Source organism: Clostridium sp., assembly GCF_047777555.1.
In the GTDB taxonomy this organism is placed as follows: Bacteria; Bacillota; Clostridia; order Clostridiales; family Clostridiaceae; genus Clostridium_H.
The window spans coordinates 202,333-225,842 of sequence record NZ_JBKEEV010000004.1 but is presented as its reverse complement, the minus strand read 5'-3'; the positions used below and the strand labels follow the sequence as shown (position 1 = coordinate 225,842).

At 30.4% G+C, this 23,510-nt stretch carries 26 protein-coding genes, 1 other RNA gene and 1 riboswitch; of the genes, 17 read left to right on the top strand and 10 right to left on the bottom strand.

Features of this window, described 5'->3' with window-relative positions:
- Positions 1 to 120: 120 nt before the first annotated feature.
- Both trkA and ACFWTK_RS09080 read left to right on the top strand, forming a co-directional pair.
- Positions 121 to 1,527 carry a Trk system potassium transporter TrkA gene (trkA, locus tag ACFWTK_RS09085; protein ID WP_415875695.1) on the top strand — a complete coding sequence of 469 codons (1,407 nt, stop codon included), beginning with the start codon at positions 121 to 123 and terminating at the stop codon, positions 1,525 to 1,527.
- The gene (locus tag ACFWTK_RS09080) at positions 1,478 to 2,923 is read left to right on the top strand and encodes a TrkH family potassium uptake protein (protein WP_415875694.1); all 1,446 of its coding nucleotides are present in this window, start codon (positions 1,478 to 1,480) and stop codon (positions 2,921 to 2,923) included. Before trkA ends, ACFWTK_RS09080 begins: the two co-directional genes overlap by 50 nt.
- 34 nt (positions 2,924 to 2,957) lie before the next feature.
- Here ACFWTK_RS09080 and ACFWTK_RS09075 read toward each other — a convergent pair whose 3' ends face one another.
- From ACFWTK_RS09075 to thiT, 4 genes are all read right to left on the bottom strand, one after another.
- Positions 2,958 to 3,713 carry an exonuclease domain-containing protein gene (locus ACFWTK_RS09075; RefSeq protein ID WP_415875693.1) on the bottom strand — a complete coding sequence of 252 codons (756 nt, stop codon included), beginning with the start codon at positions 3,711 to 3,713 and terminating at the stop codon, positions 2,958 to 2,960.
- A 108-nt stretch (positions 3,714 to 3,821) separates the two neighbouring features.
- Positions 3,822 to 4,418, bottom strand: coding sequence for a lysine exporter LysO family protein (locus ACFWTK_RS09070; RefSeq protein WP_415875692.1), 597 nt, complete (start codon positions 4,416 to 4,418; stop codon positions 3,822 to 3,824).
- The gene (locus tag ACFWTK_RS09065; protein ID WP_415875691.1) at positions 4,415 to 4,696 is read right to left on the bottom strand and encodes a LysO family transporter; all 282 of its coding nucleotides are present in this window, start codon (positions 4,694 to 4,696) and stop codon (positions 4,415 to 4,417) included. The genes ACFWTK_RS09070 and ACFWTK_RS09065 overlap by 4 nt, the downstream gene beginning before the upstream one ends.
- A 69-nt stretch (positions 4,697 to 4,765) precedes the next feature.
- A complete protein-coding gene (gene thiT / locus ACFWTK_RS09060) occupies positions 4,766 to 5,404 on the bottom strand; it encodes an energy-coupled thiamine transporter ThiT (protein WP_415875690.1) in 639 nt (212 codons plus the stop codon).
- A gap of 93 nt (positions 5,405 to 5,497) precedes the next feature.
- A riboswitch (TPP riboswitch) is annotated at positions 5,498 to 5,599 on the bottom strand.
- 289 nt (positions 5,600 to 5,888) lie between these two features.
- Between thiT and ACFWTK_RS09055 the strand changes: the two genes are divergently transcribed.
- From ACFWTK_RS09055 to ACFWTK_RS08995, 13 genes are all read left to right on the top strand, one after another.
- On the top strand, positions 5,889 to 7,172 hold the full coding sequence (locus ACFWTK_RS09055; RefSeq protein ID WP_415875711.1) for a dicarboxylate/amino acid:cation symporter: 1,284 nt from the start codon (positions 5,889 to 5,891) through the stop codon (positions 7,170 to 7,172).
- Positions 7,173 to 7,666: 494 nt separating this feature from the next.
- Entirely contained in the window at positions 7,667 to 8,155 is a 489-nt protein-coding gene (locus ACFWTK_RS09050; protein ID WP_415875689.1) for a helix-turn-helix transcriptional regulator, read from the top strand.
- The gene (locus ACFWTK_RS09045; RefSeq protein ID WP_415875688.1) at positions 8,136 to 9,425 is read left to right on the top strand and encodes a DUF2157 domain-containing protein; all 1,290 of its coding nucleotides are present in this window, start codon (positions 8,136 to 8,138) and stop codon (positions 9,423 to 9,425) included. Before ACFWTK_RS09050 ends, ACFWTK_RS09045 begins: the two co-directional genes overlap by 20 nt.
- A complete protein-coding gene (locus ACFWTK_RS09040) occupies positions 9,409 to 10,020 on the top strand; it encodes a GDYXXLXY domain-containing protein (RefSeq protein WP_415875686.1) in 612 nt (203 codons plus the stop codon). The genes ACFWTK_RS09045 and ACFWTK_RS09040 overlap by 17 nt, the downstream gene beginning before the upstream one ends.
- Before the next feature lie 26 nt (positions 10,021 to 10,046).
- The gene (gene cutA, locus ACFWTK_RS09035) at positions 10,047 to 10,379 is read left to right on the top strand and encodes a divalent cation tolerance protein CutA (RefSeq protein WP_415875685.1); all 333 of its coding nucleotides are present in this window, start codon (positions 10,047 to 10,049) and stop codon (positions 10,377 to 10,379) included.
- A 90-nt stretch (positions 10,380 to 10,469) separates the two neighbouring features.
- Positions 10,470 to 11,048 (top strand): manganese efflux pump MntP, encoded by a 579-nt coding sequence (locus ACFWTK_RS09030; RefSeq protein ID WP_415875684.1) that lies wholly within the window; start codon positions 10,470 to 10,472, stop codon positions 11,046 to 11,048.
- A gap of 64 nt (positions 11,049 to 11,112) precedes the next feature.
- Positions 11,113 to 11,454, top strand: a complete 342-nt coding sequence (locus ACFWTK_RS09025; RefSeq protein WP_415875683.1) for an arsenate reductase family protein — start codon at positions 11,113 to 11,115, stop codon at positions 11,452 to 11,454.
- Positions 11,455 to 11,538: 84 nt separating this feature from the next.
- Complete coding sequence (locus ACFWTK_RS09020; protein ID WP_415875682.1) at positions 11,539 to 11,997, top strand: YbaK/EbsC family protein; 459 nt, start codon at positions 11,539 to 11,541, stop codon at positions 11,995 to 11,997.
- A 27-nt stretch (positions 11,998 to 12,024) separates the two neighbouring features.
- Positions 12,025 to 12,735 (top strand): Crp/Fnr family transcriptional regulator, encoded by a 711-nt coding sequence (locus tag ACFWTK_RS09015; protein ID WP_415875681.1) that lies wholly within the window; start codon positions 12,025 to 12,027, stop codon positions 12,733 to 12,735.
- A 213-nt stretch (positions 12,736 to 12,948) separates the two neighbouring features.
- Positions 12,949 to 14,178, top strand: coding sequence for an FprA family A-type flavoprotein (locus ACFWTK_RS09010; protein WP_415875680.1), 1,230 nt, complete (start codon positions 12,949 to 12,951; stop codon positions 14,176 to 14,178).
- Positions 14,179 to 14,247: 69 nt separating this feature from the next.
- Positions 14,248 to 14,946, top strand: coding sequence for an iron-sulfur cluster repair di-iron protein (gene ric, locus ACFWTK_RS09005; RefSeq protein ID WP_415875679.1), 699 nt, complete (start codon positions 14,248 to 14,250; stop codon positions 14,944 to 14,946).
- 15 nt (positions 14,947 to 14,961) lie between these two features.
- A complete protein-coding gene (locus tag ACFWTK_RS09000; RefSeq protein ID WP_415875678.1) occupies positions 14,962 to 15,732 on the top strand; it encodes a DUF438 domain-containing protein in 771 nt (256 codons plus the stop codon).
- Positions 15,733 to 15,818: 86 nt separating this feature from the next.
- Complete coding sequence (locus ACFWTK_RS08995) at positions 15,819 to 17,168, top strand: VanW family protein (RefSeq protein WP_415875677.1); 1,350 nt, start codon at positions 15,819 to 15,821, stop codon at positions 17,166 to 17,168.
- Positions 17,169 to 17,224: 56 nt separating this feature from the next.
- Here the strand turns inward: ACFWTK_RS08995 and ACFWTK_RS08990 are convergent, their stop codons facing one another.
- From ACFWTK_RS08990 to modA, 5 genes are all read right to left on the bottom strand, one after another.
- The gene (locus tag ACFWTK_RS08990; protein WP_415875676.1) at positions 17,225 to 17,590 is read right to left on the bottom strand and encodes a hypothetical protein; all 366 of its coding nucleotides are present in this window, start codon (positions 17,588 to 17,590) and stop codon (positions 17,225 to 17,227) included.
- Between the two features lie 95 nt (positions 17,591 to 17,685).
- Positions 17,686 to 18,162 carry an AEC family transporter gene (locus ACFWTK_RS08985; protein WP_415875675.1) on the bottom strand — a complete coding sequence of 159 codons (477 nt, stop codon included), beginning with the start codon at positions 18,160 to 18,162 and terminating at the stop codon, positions 17,686 to 17,688.
- Positions 18,163 to 18,243: 81 nt separating this feature from the next.
- On the bottom strand, positions 18,244 to 19,305 hold the full coding sequence (locus ACFWTK_RS08980; protein WP_415875674.1) for a sulfate/molybdate ABC transporter ATP-binding protein: 1,062 nt from the start codon (positions 19,303 to 19,305) through the stop codon (positions 18,244 to 18,246).
- 1 nt (position 19,306) lies between these two features.
- Complete coding sequence (gene modB, locus ACFWTK_RS08975) at positions 19,307 to 19,993, bottom strand: molybdate ABC transporter permease subunit (RefSeq protein WP_415875673.1); 687 nt, start codon at positions 19,991 to 19,993, stop codon at positions 19,307 to 19,309.
- A 56-nt stretch (positions 19,994 to 20,049) separates the two neighbouring features.
- Positions 20,050 to 20,859: a molybdate ABC transporter substrate-binding protein gene (modA, locus tag ACFWTK_RS08970; RefSeq protein ID WP_415875672.1), complete on the bottom strand. Its 810-nt coding sequence runs from the start codon at positions 20,857 to 20,859 to the stop codon at positions 20,050 to 20,052.
- Between the two features lie 270 nt (positions 20,860 to 21,129).
- On the opposite strand from modA, the gene ACFWTK_RS08965 reads away from it, so the two are divergent.
- Together ACFWTK_RS08965 and ssrS are read left to right on the top strand one after the other, a co-directional pair.
- Positions 21,130 to 22,506, top strand: coding sequence for an MATE family efflux transporter (locus ACFWTK_RS08965; RefSeq protein ID WP_415875671.1), 1,377 nt, complete (start codon positions 21,130 to 21,132; stop codon positions 22,504 to 22,506).
- Positions 22,507 to 22,571: 65 nt separating this feature from the next.
- A non-coding RNA gene (ssrS, locus tag ACFWTK_RS08960) (6S RNA) lies at positions 22,572 to 22,756 on the top strand.
- Between the two features lie 124 nt (positions 22,757 to 22,880).
- Here the strand turns inward: ssrS and ACFWTK_RS08955 are convergent.
- Positions 22,881 to 23,339 (bottom strand): spore coat protein, encoded by a 459-nt coding sequence (locus ACFWTK_RS08955; protein WP_415875670.1) that lies wholly within the window; start codon positions 23,337 to 23,339, stop codon positions 22,881 to 22,883.
- Between the last annotated feature and the right edge of the window lie 171 nt (positions 23,340 to 23,510).

Here is a 23,510-nt window from a genome sequence, read left to right as displayed (position 1 = left end):
ATATGCTTATTTTTGGTTATCACTTGCCTAGTAATAAATTTTATTATATAAAAATAACTTAAAAGGTTATGCTTAATATGCTATTAATAAATTAGCTACTTAATTAAATAGGAGGCTATTATGAAGATAATAATTATTGGAGCAGGTAAAGTAGGCTATAATTTAGCAGAAAGCTTAGAAAATGAAGGAAACGATATAACAATTATTGATAAAAATCCGGATGCGCTGAAAAGAGCTGAAGAGAATTTAGATGTAATGTGCATAAGAGGAAATGGTATTAGTACAAGTACTTTGTTAGAAGCAGGAGTAAGGGGAACAGATTTGCTTATTGCTGTTACCAATAGCGATGAAGTAAATATAGTGTGCTGCCTTACTGCAAAAAAGTTAAAAGCTGCTCACACTATTGCAAGAATTAGAGACACAGACTATGCAAGAGAGCTTTCTTTATTAAAAGAAGAACTTGGACTTGAAATGGTTATAAACCCTGAGATGGCAGCTGCCGATGAGATCGCGCAGTGTATTAACTTTTCTTCAGCAGCAAATGTGGAAAGTTTTGCAAAAGGTTTGGTAAAAATGGTTGAATTTAAAATTACTGGAGATATGCCTATTGTTGGTCAAGCCTTAGAAAATATATTAAGCAAATTCAAGTTTCCTATATTGATTGGAATAGTTGTAAGAGGAGAAGAGGTCATAGTACCAAATGGAAAGTTTGTAATAGAAGAAAATGATAAGATTCATGTAATTGGAAAGTACTCAAGTATTTATAATTTTAGCAAGATGGCAGGAGTTTTGCCGCAAAAATTAAAAAATATTATGATACTCGGTGGAGGAAGAATTTCATACTATCTTGCAAGTATGCTTTTAGATATGGGAGTAAATGTAAGGATTATTGAAATAAATAGAGAAAGATGTGTAACCCTTTCAGAGCTTTTACCAAAAGCACTTATTATTAATGCTGATGGAACAGATGAAGAGCTTTTATTGTCTGAGAACATAAAGAATATGGATGGATTTATTGCAGTAACAGGCATAGATGAAGAAAATCTTCTATCCTCCTTAGTAGCTAAACAAAATGGAGTAAAGAAGGTTATTACAAAAATAAGCAGAGCAAACTATTCAAACATTGTTAATAGTTTGGGGCTTGATAATGTAATAATACCTAAGATTATAGTTGCAAATCAGATTCTAAAGTATGTAAGGGGAAATAATATAGAGTCCTTATATAGAATAGTTGATGGAAAAGTTGAGATACTAGAATTCATTGCAAATCATGAAAATAAAATCTTAAATATACCATTGAAACAAATAAAATTTAAAGAAGATGTTATAATTGCAACAATAGTTAGGAAAAAGAAAATTATAATCCCTCATGGCGAGGATAGCATTCAAGAAGGAGATAGAGTTATCGTTATATCTAAGGATAAGAATATAAATAAATTAGAAGATTTAATATCTGGCTCAAATGGAGGAAAACACAATGAACTATGGAATGGTATTAAAAAGCTTGGGGAGATTATTAATATGTGAGGGCTTGGCAATGATTCCCTCTTTCATAGTAGCCTTAATATATAATGGAGGAAATGATGAAGGAGCTTTTTTAATTACAATTGCAATATTGTTTATAGTTGGATTAGTAGTCGCTAGAATCGAGCCCAAAAGGAGAAACATTTATGCTAGAGATGGTTTTGCCATCGTAGCTATTGGATGGCTGCTTGCTTCATTTTTCGGAGCTCTTCCTTTTGTAATAAGTGGAGCTATTCCATCTTTTGTAGATGCTTTTTTTGAAGCAGTATCAGGTCTTACAACTACTGGATCTAGTATATTGAAAGATGTTGAAAGCATGCCCCATGGACTTTTATTTTGGAGAAGCTTTGCTCATTGGATTGGAGGTATGGGAGTACTTGTTATGGCATTAGCTATACTACCATCTGCAAAGGCAGGGACTTTTCAAATAATGAAAGCGGAAAGTCCAGGACCAAACCCAGGAAAATTAGTGCCAAAGGTAGGACAAACAGCTAAGATTTTATATGGAATATATGCAATAATTACAATTATAGAGGTTATATTACTTAAAATAGCTGGTATGCCTTTGTTTGATTCATTAATTCACACCTTTGGAACAGTTGGTACAGGAGGATTTTCCAGTAAGGCATTAAGCGTTGGAGCTTATAATAATATATATGCTGAGGTTATTATTACATTTTTTATGCTGGCATGTGGTATAAACTTTTCGCTGTATTATCAAGCTATTAAAGGAAATATAAAAGAGATTTTTAAAGATGAGGAACTTAAGTTTTATCTTGCAGTTGTTTTTGCCTCTATTACACTGATAACCTTAAATCTCCATGGAAATATTTTTAAAACAATAGGTGAATCTTTAAGACATTCTTCATTCCAAGTAGCTACTATTATAACAACAACAGGATATGCCACTACGGACTTCAATTTATGGCCAACTTTTAGTAAAATGATTTTATTAAGTCTGATGTTTGTTGGAGGCTGTGCAGGATCTACGGCAGGAGGAATTAAGAATATTAGAATATTATTGCTTTTTAAGGTTATAAAAAGGGAATTTTTAAAGATTGTTCATCCAAAGGCAGTATATACTGTAAAGGTTGGTGGAAAGTCTATAGATGAAGAAACTTTAATGAGCATAGGAGGATTTTTCTTCATATATATCATTATATTTATTGTTAGTGTATTTATAGTTTCACTAGATGGTTTTGATATGGTAACTTCAACTTCAGCTGTAGCAGCAACTTTAGGAAATATAGGCCCAGGTTTTGGAATGGTAGGACCTATGGGAAGCTTTTCGGATTTTTCTATTTTAAGTAAGATAGTAATGTCTCTAGATATGATAATTGGAAGACTTGAAATTTATCCAATATTGTTGCTTATAGTGCCAACATTTTGGAGAAAATAAAAGTATCTAAGGATAGTAATATCCTTAGATACTTTTATTTATTTTGAAATTGATTTGTCTTACCCATAATATAGGCTAATTTAATCATGGACTTTTCTTCTTCCGTCATTTCTCTATTAAACATTTTTTCAAACTGATTGATTAGACCATCATAGTCAACAGCCTGCTTTCTTTTCTTCAGCTTGTTGTCTTTTTTATTTCTATAAAAAGTGCATATTTTAGGTTTAATATTTTTGCTATATATTTTTTTAAAGACTTCTGCCGTATAAGAAGCATCTGCAAGAGCGTTGTGAAAATCCTCTGTAAAAGGAATATCCAGTAAAGCCACTGCAGCACCAAGACCTATGCTAAAGCCTTTTTTACGTTTAAGATATTTAGAGGCATAACTTTGAAGATCTATGTACTCATTTGGAACTTTAGAACTGTCTAGTTTATAATAAAGTATATTTCTAAATAACTCTCTAATATCTGTCATGCCCCAAGTGCATAAAATGCTTCTATCACCCTTTAAAAACTCCATAAATTCTTCATATATAATTTCAAAAGGTTCTGCCTTATTAAGCTCTTCTATGGTAAGCCCTGTAAGCTCTGCTACAAGAGGATGAAGAGCAGGATATATATCTGGCTTTATAAGTCTGTCCAAAGTAGAAATGATGTTCAAATCTTTATCTAATTTAACAGCTCCAAGCTGAATTATTTCAAAAGGACAGTCTTTGTTTATTGCACTTTTATCACCTTTTACATGGCTATATCCTTGATTGAATTCTAAATCAAATACTATATAATTCATTACAAATATCCCCTAAATTTAAGTTTCATTATTTATTATACCACTAAATTTAAGGGGTAAACATATTTAATAAGATTAGCTGAATTTTAGTATTAAAAAATATAGATATCAGAAGCTATAGAAAAAAGTTATAAGTACTGGAACGAGAGAACTCAATATTGCTCCATTTAAAAATGATATTATAGCTATATCAGGAGATGTAACTTCAGATATAAGAGGAAGAGTAGTATCCATAGAAGTGGCACCAGCTGGAGCTATAACAGTATAATGATTTAATTTAGATGCAATAATAGGAATGAGCATTATTGCAATAAGTTCTCTGAATATATTTGTAAGAAAAGCTATGGTGCCAATATTAACTCCATCTAGATTTGCTAACATCACTCCAGATAAACTATACCATCCAAAACCAGAGGCTATAGATAAGCCAGACTTCATTGGAATATGATAAATTAAAGCGGTTATAATGCCTCCAATAAAACTCCCTAAGATTATACACAATGGAATTAGCAATACCTTAAAACCAGTATTCTTTAAATCTTTTATGAGAGATTTATTGGAACCCACATCAATTCCAACGGACAAAATTAAAATATTTAGAGCGATAGTACTGAGCGTATCCATATTATTTGCAATGCTTTCAGGGACTATAAGATATCCAGAGAGCATCCCGACTATAACTGCTGTAAGTATAATAATTGTCACTTAGAATCCCTCTCTTTCATAAATTTATTAGTCACTATAAACACCAAAATAATACTAAATAAAGAAGTTAAAATGGCAAAGGTAATAGATACAGCGCCTATATTTTTTAAGTTTTTAACTACAGATTTATTTGCCCCAGCAGAGATTCCCATAGAAAAAAGCAAAAATATCACTCCAAATTGCTGAACTTTACTATTAATTTTCTTTTGCTTATGAGATAACTTAAAAAAATATCCTATAGCTGCACCTATTGATAAGGATAACAGAATTGCCCACATAAAATTTCTTCCTTTCGTAAAATTATACCTACTTAATTATACTACCAAATTGTTTATTAAAATATCATTCTATTGAGCAAAGTTTTTGTTTCCTCTATTTAAGATTGTCCTTAGATTTTTTACTGGCAGTAATGACATTATAGCAATGGCAACTCCACCTTCTATTAAGATAAATAGACCATTTACTGTAAGCGAATATATAAATGGGGACATTCCTTTAGGAGCAAAACTTCCAAAGAAGACCCATCCAGAAATGAAGTGGCATAAAAATCTTCCAAAGATGGCCACAATGGAACCTAGTATTTTTCTATTTGGAAAGTATCCAGCTAGTCCTAAAGCTATAAATGGCAGTGGATAGTCAAATAAAACTTGAACAGGATGCAAGATATATGGGTCGAGAGAAAGAGTAAGAAGTCCATATAGGAATCCTGTTAAAAATCCTATTTCAGGACCATAGAAAAATGCAACTAATAATATTGGTACCATGCTTCCAGCGGTAATGCTTCCCCCCTGAGGTAAGTGGTATATTCTAAATACCTTAAGTACCATGGCTAAACCTAAAGATACACCAATAATAGCTATAATTCTTGAATTAAGTTTGATTTTTTTAGCCTTTATTAGCACTCCTATTATGATTAATAAACCTACAAGTGCAATAATTGAAGTGGGACTTTTGATTAGAGTTAAAATATTTTCTTTTAATGACATAAAAAAGAACCTCCTTTAAATTTGTGCTAAGGAAGTTGCAGTAGGCCTATAATCAAAAAAGCCGTAATGTAGGATTACGGCTAGTAGATTACAAGTACTATGTAACTGCTTTCCTACGCTGGCATTATCCAGATCAGGTTAGAGGGTTAATGAACAGAGTCATCTCTCAGCCCAAAGGCACCCCTAGCACATATATTTTATTTTATAATTTTATTATAGCATTAGCGTATAGATATTGCAAGGTTTAAAGAGAATCAGTTAATGTAAAGGTTTTAGCAAAACCTACCTTTTTTAGATTTTACAATAATACATACAACTTGGCGTTAAGAATAAGTTGTCTTAGAATAATTCGCATTTAATATATAATATGCAAGAATTTAAAAATAATAATTCGTTTTTCTTGAATAATATGTTTTGAATTGGTATAATATTAGTAGAATATGAATATTAATTTTATATAAATTCATGTGAAAGGGTTGGGTGAATAATGAAAGGCAAAAAAACATCATTGGCTGTAAAGATTGTAATCGCATTAGTAGCTGGAGTAATATTTGGAATAATTGCAAATTCATTTTGTTCAACGACAATAAATGAAGGAATAAGTAAGTGGATATTATCTCCTCTTGGAGATATGTTTTTAAGGGCAATAAAGATGCTAGTTGTACCTTTGGTATTGTGTTCTTTAATATGCGGAGTTGCTAGCATTGGAGATATAAAGAAGTTAGGAAGAGTGGGAGTAAAAACTATAATGTATTATGTTTTTACTACAGCTTTAGCTATATCTTTAGCAATGGGAGTTGCTAATATTATAAAGCCAGGATTAGGAACAAATTTAAGTATACAAGCAGCTGAAAAAGTTGAAACCGCAGCGCCACCTTTTATTATGGATATGTTCGTAAATATGATTCCAACCAATCCAATTGAAGCTATGGTAAAGGGTGATATGCTTCAAATAATAGTTTTTGCTATATTATTTGGAATGTGCATAACCTTAATTGGTAAAAAAGGTGAACCATTATTAAATATGATATCTCAAATAAATGAAGTACTTTTAAAAATGATAACAGTTATTATGCTTGCTGCACCTATTGGAGTTTTTGCATTGATATCAAAAGTTATAATGTTCCAAGGAATAGGAGCATTGCTACCTCTTTTAAAATATTTTATGACAGTTATAATATCACTAATTTTACAAACTTTAATAGTTTATGGGTCTGCACTTAAGTTACTTGGAAGAGTTAATCCTATAAAGTTCTTTAAAAAGTTTTGGCCTGTTATGCTTGTAGCATTTAGTACTTCAAGCAGTAATGCTACAATTCCTGTAAGTCTTGAAACTTGTGAAGAAAAACTTGGTGCATCTAGATCTGTAGCAAGCTTCACTATACCATTGGGTGCTACTATTAATATGGATGGTACTGCTATAATGCAAGGAGTTGCAACTATATTTATATCTCAATTAGTAGGAGTAAATCTTACAATGTATCAAATGTTAATGGTAGTATTAACAGCTACTTTAGCTTCAATTGGAACAGCAGGAGTTCCTGGAGCAGGTATTGTAATGTTATCAATGGTTCTTCAACAGGTTGGACTTCCTGTAGAAGGAATAGCATTGATATTAAGTGTAGACAGATTGCTTGATATGTTAAGAACTGCTGTTAATGTAACAGGAGATGCGATAGCTACTATAATAATGTCAAATTCTGAAAATGAACTAAATTTGGATGTATATAATAGCGAACTAGATTCAGTAAGAGAGCTAAGCGCATAGAGAAGCGTGATATAATAAAAATGCACAGCATTTTTATTAAGTGTAGAAGTGGAGAAAAAGATCCAAGTATCTAAGAAACTGACTATTACAAAACGAGTATTTATAAACTATTATAAATAAAAACCATGCATATAATGAAATGTATTTCCTCATTTATGCATGGCTTTTGATTTTATACAGAACTTTTATGGATTTTGCAGCAGCCTAACAGCTAAACTTAGCGCCTCGGCGCCTCCACTCAGAAATATTAGAGTTTTTTTCGTAGTGAAGCTTTTCTAAATGCAATACCAAATCATCTCCCCATTAAATCATTTTATCTTCAAATGGCCTAATTGAAAAATTCATGAATTAAATAATAAACTTTATAGAAAATAAAATATGATGTATATGTGCAACTTTTATTTTTGCATGGTTGCAGAATACATAAAAATGGTGTAAAATTACACTAAATATATAAAAATTACATATACTATTAAGGGGAGAGAGGTGAAAAGATGGGGATTTCAACTCGAGAAGAGTTAACAAGCATAGTGTCAAAAAAGTTGAGGCTTATAAGAAGCGAGTATAATTTCTCTCAGGATAAAATGGCAGAAATTTTGGGGATTTCAAAGAAGACCTTAATTCAAATAGAAAAGGAAAGAACAGAAGCTTCTTGGACATTGGTATTAGCAGTATGCGGTCTTTTTAGAGAAAGTGAGATATTAAAAATGGTTATAGGAGAAGAGCCTATAGAGCTAGTAGAGACTATAGTGTTTAAGAATATGGATACTCCTAAGAATTTAACAGGTGGTGGAAAGGTATTTTGGAGGGATATTGAAGTTGATGGAAAATTTAAGATTCAGAAAAATATAATAAGTTCTCACTATAGAATAATCGATGGAAATAATAGAAGATGGTATAGTTCCTTTGACAAAGAATATATATTAGAAAAGTTCCATGAACTTTTAAAAGGAGGAAGAGATAGTGAAGAAGAAATTGAGTAAACCTTATTATAAATTTCTTTTAGAGGAGTTGAATAGCCAAAAAGATAGAGGGCTAATTACTAAGCAGCAGTTAGATGATATGATGACATTCTATGAGGAAGAGGAGCATATCAATTTTATAAAAATATTAGTTACTGTAGGAGCTATATTGATTGGACTTGGAATTTTGACTTTTGTAGCAAGTAACTGGATATATATCAGCAAAGTATTTAAGGTGATAATTATTGAATCTGTAATAGGTTTTTCTATATTTGCAGCCTTTAAGTTAGAAAAAGAGTATTCTAAAACGTCAAAGGCATTATTATATCTCAGTGTTTTAGCTTATGGAGCAGGGATATTTTTAATAGGGCAAACCTTTAATTATGGTGGAGAATTTACAGAAGCATTTTTATTATGGTCTATAGGTGCTTTGGCTGTAGGCCTTATATTAAAGGAAGAAATCATATTTATATTTTCCCATTTTTTATTTCTGGTATATATAAATGGAAGTTTTAATGATAATATAATTATTTTGGCTTTAGTTATTACAGCTATTTTTTATGCAGGCAATAAATATTTCAATTACTCTAGAGTTATAACCTTTTTCAATAACTTAATAGCTTTAAACTTTGGTTTATATTTTTTTAATTATATAGACTTAAATAGTTTATATATAGCATTAATATTCTTTTTATTAGGATTATCCATGTATTATATAAAGCATAAGTTGAATTTAGATATATTTAAGCTTCAAGGACTTATTGTATCAGGCATAAGCGGACTATTTTTAACTTCAAAGCATCTTTGGGAAAATCTAAGCTTTATAAACAATGGAAACTTCGCAGCTATTAGTTTTGCTGTCATCTTGTTACTCTATCTTCTCGTCTTGGTAAAAAAAGGACTGCTAATTCCTCTCATATTTATCTGCGCTTTAATTTTAAGATACTATTTTGATACTCTATATGATTTTATGCCAAAATCCTTATTCTTTGTTATAGGTGGAGTTATTCTCTTAGGATTCGGATATTATTTTGAGAAGCTTAGAAAGAAGTCGGGAGGTATAGCTGTCATCTTGTTACTCTATCTTCTCGTCTTGGTAAAAAAAGGACTGCTAATTCCTCTCATATTTATCTGCGCTTTAATTTTAAGATACTATTTTGATACTCTATATGATTTTATGCCAAAATCCTTATTCTTTGTTATAGGTGGAGTTATTCTCTTAGGATTCGGATATTATTTTGAGAAGCTTAGAAAGAAGTCGGGAGGTATCTTAAATGAAAAAGATAATTAAAAAGAGAGGTTTTAAATACTTGATAGCATTTCTAATTCCATTTTTTACATTGCTTTCTATGACTATAAAACCTTTAATGGCAAATACATTTGGAGAAGAAATACTCATAAAAACAAAACCTTTTGATCCAAGAGATGTATTTAGAGGCGACTATGTACAGCTTGATTATGAAATTAGTGAAGTACCTTTAGAGAAAGTAGAAGATGAAATCTTAGCTATGAAAAATGGAAATGAATATGAAAATTTTAAAGGATTAGAAAAGAAAGATTTATATGTAGTATTAAAAAAATACAAGGATTTTTATATGGTGGATAAGGTCACTTTACAAAAGCCAAATAGTGGGGTATTCATTAAAGGTAAATATAGATATCCTATTTATAAAGAGCTGGATAAGGAAGAGCTTCAGAAAAAAGAAAATGCCAATTATAAAATAGAAGTGAAGGGGATTAGGATAGATTATGCGCTAGATAAGTATTTTATACCTGAAAACACAGGAAAAACTTTAGAAGAGGCTGCGAGAAAAGGAGAAGTTTTAGCAAAGATAAAAGTATATAATGGATACTCTTTGCTAAAAGAGATTTTACCTATAGAGTAAATATTTAGAGAAAGGAGGTAAGCAACATGGATTTTCAATTATTTAAAGTGGAAACTTTTATACCGGAGGAATATGTAAATAAGTTGCGTTTTGAGCTTAATAAAATAGGTGCACTTACCATAGATGGCAAATATGATAATTGTATGTCCACATCTCGTGTTATAGGCTCTTGGAGACCGCTGGAAGGCACAAATCCCTATCTAGGTGAAGTAGGAGAGATCTGTGAGGCGGAAGAAATAAAAGTAGAATTCACTTGTAAAAAAGAAGTAATTGGGAAAGCTATAGAAGCAATCAAAAAAGTACATCCTTATGAGGTACCAGTTATAAATGTGATTCCAGTGATGACAAATTATTTCTAGTGAATGGTTCATGCGCCAAGTAGCAAATTTCATACGATATGTTCAATATAGTATAATTGCTTGGCATTTTCTTAGAAGGAGATGTATGGATTGAGCTTAATAACCATTGTTTTAATATCCTTTGGTGTGTCTATGGATGCGCTAGCGGTATCAGTAACTAATGGTATGGTTTTAAAAAGAGTTACAATAGCAGATGCCTTAAGAATAGGGGGATTTTTTGGACTTTTTCAGGCTATTATGCCTCTAATAGGATGGATGTTAGGAATAAGATTTCAAGATTATATATCAAAAGTAGATCATTGGATTGTATTCATGCTGTTAGGATCAATAGGAGGAAAAATGATTTATGAGGCTGTAAAGTCCAAAGATGAAGATTGTCCTGTTAAAGAAAGTAGTGAAGAATCAATAGGAAATAGAGAACTGGTTATCCTAGCAATAGCCACAAGTATAGATGCCCTTATAATTGGTATAAGCTTTGTTGCATTTGGGATAGACATCATAAAATCTATATTTATAATAGGAACAATAACCTTTATAGTATGTTTTATAGGTGTATTAATAGGAAAAAAGTGCAGCTGCATATTTAAAAATAATGCAGAGATATTAGGAGGATCAGTTCTTATTATAATTGGTATTAAGATTTTAATTGAGCATACGATACTTGCTTAGGATTTACGATGCAAGTTAATTAAGGCTTTGCTCACGATATTGAAATGGTAGGGGATAAGAGAAAATGAACATTCAAATTTATGGAGTTAAAAAATGTTTTGACACAAAAAAGGCTGAACGATACTTTAAGGAAAGAAGAATAAGCTATCAATTCATTGATTTAAATATAAAGGGTTTAAGTAAAAGAGAATTAGAAAGTGTAAAGTCAGCAGTAGGTGGGTTAAACAATTTAATCAACAAAGAATCAAAGGAGTACGAAAAATCAAATCTTCAGAACATTAGAAATGACAGCGTTAAGGAAGAAATATTGTTAAATAATCCGAAGCTTTATAAAACTCCAATAGTTAGAAATGGAAAACAAGCAACAGTAGGATATGAGCCAGATATTTGGAAAGAGTGGGAGTAGAAATAAATTGCGAAGTGTTGCATTTTTCTCCCTTTGTAATATAATAAAATTATTTTACAAAACATAAAAATGGGGGCAATATTTATGAGTTTAGAAAGTGTAAAAAAACAATTTAAAGAAGAAAACTTAGGACTTGAAATCATGGAAATGGGGCAGAGTACAGCCACAGTTGAACTGGCTGCTAGAGCTATAGGGGTAGAAATGGGACAGATTGCAAAAACTATGGCTTTAGCATTAAAGGATAGGAATATTCTTATAGTATCAAAAGGAGATGCAAAGATAGATAATAGAAAGTATAAGGATTATTTCAAGACTAAAGCTAAAATGTTAAGCAGTGAGGAAGTACTTGAAATAACAGGCCACCCTGTAGGAGGAGTATGTCCTTTTGGACTTAAAAATCCTCTTGATATATATTTGGATGAATCACTTAAACAGTATGATTATGTATATCCAGCAGGAGGAGCTCCAAATGCAGCAGTTAAGATTGCAATAGATGAATTGCAAAATGTAACTAGAGGAACTTGGATTGATGTATGTAAGTAGTAACTTATTTTATGAAGGAGGAAGTTTATGCAAGAGTGCAGTTGCGGTAGATGCCGCCATAACCTTTGTGCAAGCAAAGTGCCTATATTTTCAGCTCTTTCACAAGAAGAACTAAGAAAAATTGTAAATATGACAGGGCATAAAAGTTATAAAAAGGGAGAATCTCTTTGCCATGAAGGGGAAGAATCCGATACTCTATTTATTATAAATGAGGGAAAAGTTAAGCTATCAAAGATAACTAAAGATGGAAAAGAGCAAATAATGCATATATTAAGCGATGGAGATTTTTTTGGAGAATTAAATCTATTTAGTGAAAGCGCAACTTATAACTTTGATGCTTATGCTATATCCAATGTGAAGATTTGTACTTTAACCCAAAGCGATATGAATAAAATAATAATGAGCAATCCTGAAATTTCCTTGAAAATACTTAGGGAAGTAACAAGGCGGCTAGCAGAAACAGAAAATTTAGCTCAAAGTCTTGCCACTAACGATGCGGAAGTTAGAATTGCAAATATGTTAGTAGAGTTTAGTGAAAAGTATGGAGTTAAAGACAAAGAAGGAATAAAAATAAGTCTTCCTGTAAATAGAGAAGAAATGGCGAATTACTGTGGGGTAACGAGAGAAACTATCAGCAGGAAGCTTAAAAAATTTGAAGAATTAGAGCTTATAGAGTTAATAGGAAATAAGACTATTATAATAAAGAATAAAGATGTTCTAAGTGAATATGTAGACTAGCTAATCACAGAATGAAAACGCGGAAGAAGACCTTCTGCCTCTGTAACTTACGGAGGTAGAAGGTCTTTTATATTTTATTTATCAAGGCTCAGCTAAATTTGCATCAAAAATTTAATATGATTTTTTTAAACTTTGATTTGAATCATATTTTTTTCATATGGATATCTATAAAATAAAGGCATACAAAAGAGAGAATTTAAGGAGGAATTAATAATGGAAAACAAAGTTATGTTAAATGAAAATATATATTGGGTAGGAAAAATTGATGATAGAGATGTACCTTTTCATAGATTAACCTTAACTAAAGGAACTACTTACAATAGTTACCTATTAATGACTGAGAAGCCAACAGTTATTGATACTGTAGATATAAGTTTTGGAAGAGAATTTATAGAAAATCTAAAGTCTTTAATGGATTTAGAAAAAATTGAATATATAGTTATAAATCACACAGAGCCAGATCATTCAGGTGGACTTGGAGCTTTAGCTGCAAGGGCAAAAAATGCAGTTATCGTATGCACAGAACCTGCTGTAGATGAGTTAAAGGAAATGTACAAGCTGCATAATAGAGAATTTATGGTAGTTAAAGATGGAGATACATTAGACATAGGAGGAAAGACTCTAAGATTTATAGAAACACCTTACCTTCACACTGAGGAAACCATGGTAACCTATTGTGAAGAAGATAAAATTTTATTTCCATGTGATATATTCAGCACTCACGTAGCTAATTATAAATATTTTAATGATTTAGCTGAAGAAGATATTACAGAGGATTTTATAACTTATTACAAGCTAATAATGCATCCTCACAGAAGATATGTTCAAGAAATGATAGAAAAAATTAAAGATTTAGAAATAGACATGATAGCTCCATCCCATGGATTTATTATAAGAGAAGATGTTAAGAAATTCATAAAAATATATGATGAAATGAGTAAAAATACAGATAAAGACAAGAAAGCAGTAATTGTATACTCTGCTATGGGAGGAAATACAAGAAAGATGGCTGAAATACTTCAACAAGGTTTTGAAGAAAGCGATATAAATGTTGAAGTTATGAATATAAAAAGGTTTTCTAAGGAAGAAGTATTAGAAAAAATTAAGGAATCAGATGCTGTACTCTTTGGAAGTTCCACAAGATATGGAGACATGATTGGAAAACTTGAAGATATACTAAAAGAACTTAAAAATATGAATTTAGAAGGAAAAGTAGCAGCAGCTTTTGGATCTTATGGATGGAGTGGTGAAGCTATCGAAGTGATTCATGACTATTTAAATACAACGAACATGAAGGTATTAAATACATCAGAGATAATTAAATCTACAGGAATGACTGATATACACTTCCCATTAAGAATAAGATTTTCACCAAAAGAAGAAGATATAAACAAGATAAAAAGAGCAGCTATATTTACTTCAGAACTTATTTTAATACCATAAACACTAACTTGACTATGCTGCTTTAACACTCTAACTTTTAATCTGTTTTTTATTAGGAGGGATTTAATAATGGAAAAAATAATAAATTTAAACCAAAAACTTGGGGAGATAGTTTCAATATTTCCAGATTCAAGTGAGATATTTAATAGATACAAAATAGATTACTGCTGTGGCGGACATGATACTTTAAAAGAAGCGTTAGAAGAAAAAGGCTTAGACAGCAATAAAATTATAGAAGAACTTAACAATGAGTATAATAAGTTTATAAATTCAAATACAGAATACAAAGACTGGAGAAAGGAAAAGGCTTCTGATTTAATTAAGCATATACTAAGAACTCATCATGATTATACAAAAAAAGAACTTAGAGAAATAGATATGCTTATGTTTAAAATTTTAAAGGTGCATTTTAAACATCATAAAGAAGAACTTTTAAAGGTACACAGGCTCTTTGGAAATTTAAAAATTGAATTAGAAGAGCATTTTGTAAAAGAAGAGGAAGAATTATTTCCACTTATAATTGAATTTGAAGAAACAAAGAAAGAAGAACTTTTAGAACAGATACAGAACTTTATTAAAGATACAGAAAGTGAACATGATGATGCAGGAGATATATTAAAGGAAATGGAGAAAGTTACAAGAGATTTCAAGGCTCCACAGGGTGCTTGCACAACCTATAAGCTTGTATATGATAAGCTTCATAATTTAGAGAAGGACTTATTTATTCATATTTATTTAGAAAACAGCGTTTTATTTAAAATGTTTTAGGCAGGAGGAATAAAAATGGAAAATAAAAATGTAGAAAATAAAAAGATAGAAAAATTAACTGAGATTTTAAAAAGACTAAATACTGAAGAGGTGACAGAGGATCTAAGAAAAGAAGCATTAGAAATTGTTTCAAATATAAATCCGCTTGAATTATCAATAGCAGAGCAGAATTTAATAGAAGAAGGTATGAATCCTCATGATTTAAGACATTTATGTGATATTCATATGGAGGTTTTAAAGGATGAACTGGATAAGATTAAAACTCAAATAAGCAAGGGACATGTACTTCATACCTTTATAGGAGAACATGAAAAGTTGCTTGGGTTTTTAACAGAATTAGAAAAATTAAATTTTAAAATTCAAAAGATGGAAAAATATGATCCAAATGCGGAAGAATTTAAAAAATTAATTATGGTAGCGGAGAAAATTCTAGATGCAGAAAAACATCATAAAAGAGAAGAAGATGTACTATTTAAAGAAATGGAAGATAGAAAAATCACTGGCCCTACAAGAATTATGAGAATGGAACATGATGATTTAAGAGAAAGAAAAAGGCAATTAAAGAATATAGCGGAGTTTGCACCTAAACTTGATTTTAAAACTTTTAAGAAAACTCTTGATGAAGTATCAAAATATATAATATTCAATCTTAGAGATCATATATTTAAGGAAAACTATATTTTATATCCATCAGCTCTACAATCAATAAATGATGAAAAAGTGTGGGATGATATGAAAAGAAGATGTGATGAAGTAGGCTACTGCAGTTTTACTGAAGATAAATAATAAATGGCATTATTATTCTGTAATAAAATTTGCTCTTTTACGTGAAAATATTTATAGAAGATTATTTTTCAATGGAGGCAGATTTTATGAAGGATAGATTAATGCTAAAGAAAGCAATTATTTTTTCTATTTTATTATGTTTCATGTGTGTTTTTCCTTCTTATGCTTTTTCAGAAACTGTAAATAAAAAGGATAAAAAGCTGCCTAAAAATGTTTATTTTAAAGAAGTTGATTTAAGTGGAAAGACAATAAAAGAGGTAGAGGAGCTCATTGATAGAGAGGTAGAGGAGATAGAGAATAAAAATATAAATATATGTTTTCCTTATAATGGAGATATACAAAGCCATAATTTTAAATTAAAGGATTTAGGATATTATTCAAATAAAGAAGAAGTTAAAAAGAAAATTTCTTTAATATTATATAATGATTTAAATCCAATAGAAAAATTAAAGGAATATATAAACATAAAAAAGTATGGAAGAAAATATGACTTAACTCATGGAATAGATTATGAAAAGTTTTGTAAATCCCTTAGTGTATTTGATGAGTCTAAATTGCCTAAACCCCAAAATGCAAAATACAAATATAAAGATGGAAGAATTATAATTATATCAGAAACCTATGGATATGAATTTGATAAGGAAAAACTTTATAATGAAATCTGCTCTAATATGTTAGGAGATGAAAGGGAGTTTACCCTGCATTATAAGGATTTGAAGCCTAAGATTACGAAAGAGATACTAAAAAAGCAGGGTATTAAAGAAAATATTGCTTCATTTACAACTAGATTTAACTCTAATAATAAATCTAGAAGCAAAAACATACGCTTAGCTGCAAGTATAATCGATGGCACTATAGTAGCACCAGGAGAAGTATTTTCTTTTAATAAAGTTGTAGGTGAGAGAACAAAGGCAAGAGGGTTTGATGAAGCTGGTGTATATATAAATGGAAATATAGAGTCAGAATTAGGAGGAGGAATATGTCAGGTATCTAGTACTTTATATAACGCGGTGCTTTTATCAGATTTGGAAGTTGTGCAGAGAAATAATCATAGTTTGACTGTTAACTATGTGCCTTTAAGCAGGGATGCAGCAGTAAGCTGGGGATCAAAGGACTTTAAATTTAGGAATAATAAGGATTTTTATATATACATTCATGCAGAAACTGGTGAAAATACTATTACCTTTGATTTGTTTGGAACAAAGAGCAACAAAAAAGTAGAACTTATTTCTAAAATAATAGAACGTATAGATTCACCTATAAAATATGTACAAGATACAAATTTGAAGGATGGAGAAATAGTAAAAAAGGGACGTACAGGATATAGATCTAAACTTATAAAAAAGGTTTATGAAAATGGAAAGTTGATTAAGACGGAAACAGTATCCCAAGATAAATATATGAGTACGCCAACTATTATACAACAGAGAGAATAAGGAAAAGCCATAATATAATACTTTTAAGTATATATTATGGCTCTTTATATAAGATTTTAAAATATTGTACTAAATGTAAATATTACAATAGATAGAACTATGCCAATAGATAGGGTATTTACAACATAGTGTCTATTCTCTTCATTATCATCTTTGATAAATAAAGGTGCTGTAAAGGATGGAGGTAGTATAAACATGGTGAAGAGTGAATTTTTGTAAATCTCAGGAAGATTTAACGTGTTAGATATAATATATTTGTTTATTACTAGTGAAAAGCATATTAATAAGGTCATTCTGCAAACTATAGTTATAATAGGAAGCTTTATATAAGAAGAGTTTATTTCTAATTCATAGCCTATAATAATAGTTATTAAAGGTACGGTTAAACTAGCAAGCTTATTTACAATATCGAATAAAGACAAAAATATTTTGCTATCATATAGGCTTTCTGATGAAATTAAGCTTGTAAATATACCTAAAAAAATCGCAATGACTATTGGAGAAGTGAAAAAGGATTTTAGTATATCCTTAATATTTTTTTTTTATTAGATTTACTCATAAGAAGAGGCATCCATATAAAAAATACAAAAAATGTTTGTCCTAAATCCATAATAGCGAACTTGCCTAGCTCATTATCTCCATATACAGCTGTAAACATGGAATATCCCATCATTCCAGCTTCAAAGGTGCTAAACAAAAGAGGAAAATAAGGGTTTTGTATATTAAAAGCTTTTCCTATTAGTTTTCCTATAAACAGCATTAAAATATTAATTATAGATATAGTTAATATTATTACTAAAAATTTTTTTTCAAGATTCAATTTATAAAAGGCCGTATAAATAAGGCATGGTAGGGCAATGTTAAGAACTAACTTTTTTATATCTTCAATAGAGTTTTTTGTTACAAACTTAAGTTTTTTTATAATAAATCCAAGTAACACTAATAAGATTATTGGAATCATTTTTAAAATAGTAGAAAAGAATACATTTTTCATGTATTAATCCTCCTCATATATGCATAATTAGTATATTATAAATATGTTATTTTGAATTTATGCTTGATTTGCAGATTATTTTTATTTTAATAAAAGCAGTTTATCTGGATTTATATTAATTTTCCATGGTAAAGAAGTGTTTTTAAGGCGTGTCCATTTTTCCAAAGATAATTCTAATTGAAGATTATAATCAACATTGTTTAAAGGAGGATTATTTAATTTTAAGTAGATAATTTTACTAAAAGGATTATCTTCAATATAGGCAGGCCAGCATAAAAACACGTTTTCTCCTGTGTCCTTAAATAATTCTAAATCATGAGATCTTATTCCCATATAATTTACTTTAGGATCATTTATATTATTTACTTTTAATTTACATTTCCATTCTGGAACATCAACTAAATTTGAGTTAATAACTCTTATTGGAACAATATTATTACAACCTGTAAGATGAGCAGTAGTTACAGTAGAAGGAGACTTGAATATGCGATTTTTATTTCCACATTCTATTCTTTTACCATTGTCTATTATGATAAGATTATTGCATAACTGAAAAGCTTCTTTCATATTGTGAGTTACAAATAAGGTGATACCAGAATAGTTTTTCAATGTATCTGACATTTGAGCAATCATTTGTTTTTTTAAATGATCATCCAGTGCAGAAAATGGTTCATCTAGAAGTAAAATTTCAGGATTTACTGCAAGGGCTCGGGCAAGAGCAACTCTTTGCTGCTGTCCACCAGAAAGTTGAGATGGATACCTTTTCTCTAGCCCTTTTAAATGCATCATTTCTAGCTGCTTTTCTACTATTTCTTTTCTTTCCTTGTTTTTTAATGATTTAAGAGCGTAGGAGATATTTTCCTCAACAGTCATATGAGGAAATAAGGCATAGTTTTGAAAAAGAAATCCTACCTTTCTTTTCTTTATAGGCATATTTATTCCTTTTTCAGAATCAAAGAGAACTCTGCTATTTAATATGATTTTCCCATAGTCAGGCTTTATAACACCTGCAATACATTTTAAAGTCATGCTTTTTCCAGAACCTGATGGACCAAGGAGACCCCAAATGGGATCTTCTGTTTCTAATTTAATGTCTAGAGAGAAATCTGGAAAATTCTTTTTTATGTCTAAAAAAAGTTTCATTTTATTTTCTTCCTCCTGATGATATAAGTTTCTTTTGATAATTAGTCCAAATATTTGTAAGAATTATCACCGTAAAGGAAATAATTGTTATGGATATTACCCAAGATAGAGCCTTATTAATATCTCCAGATTCCACTGCAAAAAATATAGCAAGTGGAATGGTTTGAGTTTTTCCGGGAATACTTCCAGCAATCATAAGTGTAGCACCGAATTCTCCAAGAGCTCTAGCAAAGGATAATATTGTGCCAGAAGCTACACCAGGCCATGCAAGTTGAAGAGTGATTGTCCAAAAAATTCTCCATTCGGATACTCCTAAAGTTCTGGCAGCATTTAATATATTAGCATCAATTTGTTCAAAAGCTCCTTTAGTGGTTTTATACATCAAAGGGAAAGATACAACCGCTGCTGCAATAACCGTAGCAGACCAAGAGAATATTATTTTTATATTAAACTTATAAAGCAATTGCCCTATTGGCCCGTTTTTACCGAATATTAAAAGAAGAAAAAAGCCTAAAACAGTAGGGGGAAGAACCATAGGAAGAGTAAATATAGCATCCAATAACCCTTCATATCTTCTTTTTTTACAGGTCATAAACCATGCAGCAAAAATTCCAAGAAAGAAGGTAATAATGGTGGAAGCCAAGGAAGTTTTAATTGAAATAATTAAAGGCGATAAATCAGAGTTCAAGTTGCCTCACTCCTATTAATAAGTGTCTTTTGTTATGATATGAACCTCACAGTATATTATTTTTCTACAAATGTAAAACCATATTTTTCATAGACTTTTTTAGCTTCATCACTACGTAAAAAGTTCATAAAATCTTTTGCAGCAGAAAGGTTTTTAGAAGATTTAATAATAGCAGCAGGATATAAAATTGGCTCATGGGAATCAGAAGGAGCCTTTGATGCTATTGTTATTTTATTAGATGATTTAGCATCAGTCTCGTAAACTACTCCAGCATCAGCATTTCCAGTTTCTACCCAAGCTAGAACTTCTTTTACATCCTTAGCATATACAGATTTAGACTTAATCTTGTCAAGGATTCCTAAATTTTTAAAAACTTCTTCTGCATATTCCCCTGCTGGCACGCTTTCAGGTTCACCTAAAGCTAACTTTTCTATATTATCTCCTGTTATATCCTTAAAGCTTGTAACATTAGTAACATCCTTAGGAGTTATAAGCACAACGCTATTTTCTAGAAGGTTTATTCTACTGTCTTCTAATATAAGTCCTTTCTTTTCTAAGTTATCCATTTGTTTTTGAGCAGCAGATAGAAATATATCTACTTCTGCCCCTTGTTCTATTTGGTGCTGCAGTGAGCCAGAAGAACCAAAGTTATATACAATATTCACATTAGGGTAATCCTTTACATATAAAGTTTTTAACTCTTCCATAGTTTCCGTTAAACTAGCTGCTGCTGATATTGTCAATGTTACTGAAGAAGTTTTTTTATCCTTAGATGAGCTTTTGCCGACTTTCTGTGCGCAGCCTGTAATAGAGATTGTAATCAGTGATGCTAATATAAAGGATAAGACTTTATTTTTAAATCTCATTTTAATTACTCCTTTTTTAAAAATACATAAATCTAGCAATATTTGTTATGGCATATATTGATTTATTTATACAGTATTTTCTAATTAAAGTCAAGGAATAGATAAGGTAAGTAATAAAAGTTATTCTTCATATATACTAAAAATTGCATTAATAAAACCGATTTCATAAAAATAAAATCTATAGCATAGTTTAAAATATTGATATATAATAAATAGGACTTAAAAGTTGAAGATAAAAATTATTAATATAGATAGGTAGGTATGGCTTAGATGAAGAATAATTTAACAGAAGGTAAGATATTGCCTGTTCTTATAAAACTGGCGCTTCCTATAATGGGGACATCTTTTATTCAAATGGCTTACAATATGACGGACATGATATATATAGGAAGACTAGGAAGTAGTGCTGTTGCAGGGGTAGGGACAGCAGGTTTTTTTACTTGGTTTGCCATGGCTTTTATTTTGATATCAAGAATTGGTGCAGAAATAGGAATTTCCCAGTCTATAGGTAAAGGTGATACGGAATCAGCAAAGAAATATGCTAATAATACCATTATTCTTAACATAGGATTAGGATTAATTTATGGAGCCTTTTTAATTATATTTAGAAAACAGCTTGTGGGACTTTTTAATCTTACAAATAAAAATGTCATAGATATGGCAATTAGCTATTTGGTTATAGTAGCAGCAGGAATAAACTTTTATTTTATAAATCCTGTATTTACTGGAATTTACAATGGAACAGGGGACAGTAAGACACCTTTTAGATTTAATGTAGTAGGGCTTATTGCAAATATGATACTTGATCCAGTACTTATATTTGGTGTTGGGCCTATTCCAGCTTTAGGTGTTAAAGGAGCTGCAATAGCTACAGTATTTGCACAGGTAGTAGTAACTACATTATTTATAATGTCTGCAAAAAAATTCAGATTGCTTAGAAGTTTTTCTTTTAAAAACTTAGACATAGAAAATATGAAGAGCATATTTAAATATGGCCTTCCTGTAGCTCTTCAAAATGGACTATTTACTATATTTGCTATGGTCATTGCTAGAATAATTGCAGATTGGGGAGAAGTACCTATTGCAGTACAAAAGGTAGGTTCACAAATTGAATCTATATCCTGGATGACCGCAGAAGGTTTTCAAACAGCCATAAGTGCTTTTGTGGGTCAAAACTATGGTGCAAAGAAATGGGACAGAATTGTTAAAGGATATAAAATAGGCATCCTAACTGTAAGTATAATAGGTATATTTGCTACTTTCCTTTTAATCTTTGGAGCAGCACCTATATTCTCTTTCTTTATACCAGAAGAGAAAACTCTGCCATATGGTGTAGCTTATCTTAGAATACTTGGTGTGTCTCAGCTATTTATGTGCATCGAAATAGCAACATCAGGAGCTTTTAATGGTATGGGTAAAACACTGCCTCCTTCTTTAGTAAGTATAATCTTTACAGGCTCAAGAATACCAATGGCTTTGATTTTATCTTCACCAAATCTTTTGGGCCTTAATGGAGTTTGGTGGAGCATAAGCATTTCAAGTATTATAAAAGGAATTCTTCTTATAAGTTGGTTTATGGTGTATTTAAAAGTTCAAAACACTAAAAAGGTTAAAGAAGGCAGAAATGTGGATGAAATTTTCTGTTGAAAAGTATAGATTATTTGATATAATAATATTCAAAGGTAATAATACTTAGTAAGAATAAATAATAAATATTTCTGGAATATTCGTGGAGCTCTTATTTTGAACCTACATTGTTTATACGGGAGTTCGAGATTTAGATGCGGTTTCATCTATAAGACCAAGAAAAATGGCAAGATGGATAAAGTATCTGTGAGGACACCCACCTATCGAGAGATAGGTGTCAAAATCAGGGCAGCGGTATTTTGGATTATAAAATAGCTAATAATTTTATAAAATATAATGGAGATACGAAGGTATCTCCATTTTTTAATATTTAATGTTTTAAATTTTCAATTTACAGGTACCAATAATAAGATACCTTTGAGGTTCTTATAAGTTCATTTTACCTTATACCATCCTCTAGATTGCATTTCTTTGAATAAAGTTTCAGCATGATTTTGTTCTTCCTGTTGTATATGCTGAAGTTGTTTTCTTATATTAGGATCTACTGATTCTAAAACAGCATTATTGTAAGAACTTGAAACGTGTTTTTCTGTACTTAGAGCATCATTTAAAAGCTGTGCATCTGTTATTCCAAGGTTATTCTGCATATTTGATAAATCACCTTGAGGCTTAGTATAAGTTTCAAATATGTTTTGACAATTTACACCGCCTTGGGATAATATTCCTTTAAGAGTATTTACATGTTGAACTTCTTTGTTTGCAAGATCTGTGAATACTTGCTTTAGGCTTTGATCAGAAGCCATGGCTGCATATTGTTCATATTTTCTTATGCATAAGTATTCTGAATTTAAATTATCCTCAATTAAAGTTTGTTCTTTATTAGTAAGTTGCATATTAAAAACTCCTTTCCATGAATATGATTATGCATATAGTTTTACCTATTATGAAAAATATATTTATGAAGAAGTTGATAAAATAGTATCAATTTTAGTTATAAATTAAAGATTGGATATACTAAGTATAGTTATAATTTTATAAAACATAATAAAAATAGTGAACTATAT

Coding starts and splice junctions, on each gene's coding strand:
- ACFWTK_RS09020 (WP_415875682.1), top strand. CDS start 11,539: ATGAGTTTAGAAAGTGTAAAAAAACAATTTAAAGAAGAAAACTTAGGA.
- modA (WP_415875672.1), bottom strand. CDS start 20,859: ATGAGATTTAAAAATAAAGTCTTATCCTTTATATTAGCATCACTGATT.
- ACFWTK_RS09025 (WP_415875683.1), top strand. CDS start 11,113: ATGAACATTCAAATTTATGGAGTTAAAAAATGTTTTGACACAAAAAAG.
- ACFWTK_RS08985 (WP_415875675.1), bottom strand. CDS start 18,162: ATGAAAAATGTATTCTTTTCTACTATTTTAAAAATGATTCCAATAATC.
- ACFWTK_RS09075 (WP_415875693.1), bottom strand. CDS start 3,713: ATGAATTATATAGTATTTGATTTAGAATTCAATCAAGGATATAGCCAT.
- thiT (WP_415875690.1), bottom strand. CDS start 5,404: ATGTCATTAAAAGAAAATATTTTAACTCTAATCAAAAGTCCCACTTCA.
- ACFWTK_RS08995 (WP_415875677.1), top strand. CDS start 15,819: ATGAAGGATAGATTAATGCTAAAGAAAGCAATTATTTTTTCTATTTTA.
- ACFWTK_RS08980 (WP_415875674.1), bottom strand. CDS start 19,305: ATGAAACTTTTTTTAGACATAAAAAAGAATTTTCCAGATTTCTCTCTA.
- ACFWTK_RS09050 (WP_415875689.1), top strand. CDS start 7,667: ATGGGGATTTCAACTCGAGAAGAGTTAACAAGCATAGTGTCAAAAAAG.
- ACFWTK_RS09040 (WP_415875686.1), top strand. CDS start 9,409: ATGAAAAAGATAATTAAAAAGAGAGGTTTTAAATACTTGATAGCATTT.
- ACFWTK_RS09065 (WP_415875691.1), bottom strand. CDS start 4,696: ATGTGGGCAATTCTGTTATCCTTATCAATAGGTGCAGCTATAGGATAT.
- cutA (WP_415875685.1), top strand. CDS start 10,047: ATGGATTTTCAATTATTTAAAGTGGAAACTTTTATACCGGAGGAATAT.
- ACFWTK_RS09080 (WP_415875694.1), top strand. CDS start 1,478: ATGAACTATGGAATGGTATTAAAAAGCTTGGGGAGATTATTAATATGT.
- ACFWTK_RS08965 (WP_415875671.1), top strand. CDS start 21,130: ATGAAGAATAATTTAACAGAAGGTAAGATATTGCCTGTTCTTATAAAA.
- ACFWTK_RS09000 (WP_415875678.1), top strand. CDS start 14,962: ATGGAAAATAAAAATGTAGAAAATAAAAAGATAGAAAAATTAACTGAG.
- ACFWTK_RS08955 (WP_415875670.1), bottom strand. CDS start 23,339: ATGCAACTTACTAATAAAGAACAAACTTTAATTGAGGATAATTTAAAT.
- trkA (WP_415875695.1), top strand. CDS start 121: ATGAAGATAATAATTATTGGAGCAGGTAAAGTAGGCTATAATTTAGCA.
- ACFWTK_RS09015 (WP_415875681.1), top strand. CDS start 12,025: ATGCAAGAGTGCAGTTGCGGTAGATGCCGCCATAACCTTTGTGCAAGC.
- ric (WP_415875679.1), top strand. CDS start 14,248: ATGGAAAAAATAATAAATTTAAACCAAAAACTTGGGGAGATAGTTTCA.
- ACFWTK_RS09010 (WP_415875680.1), top strand. CDS start 12,949: ATGGAAAACAAAGTTATGTTAAATGAAAATATATATTGGGTAGGAAAA.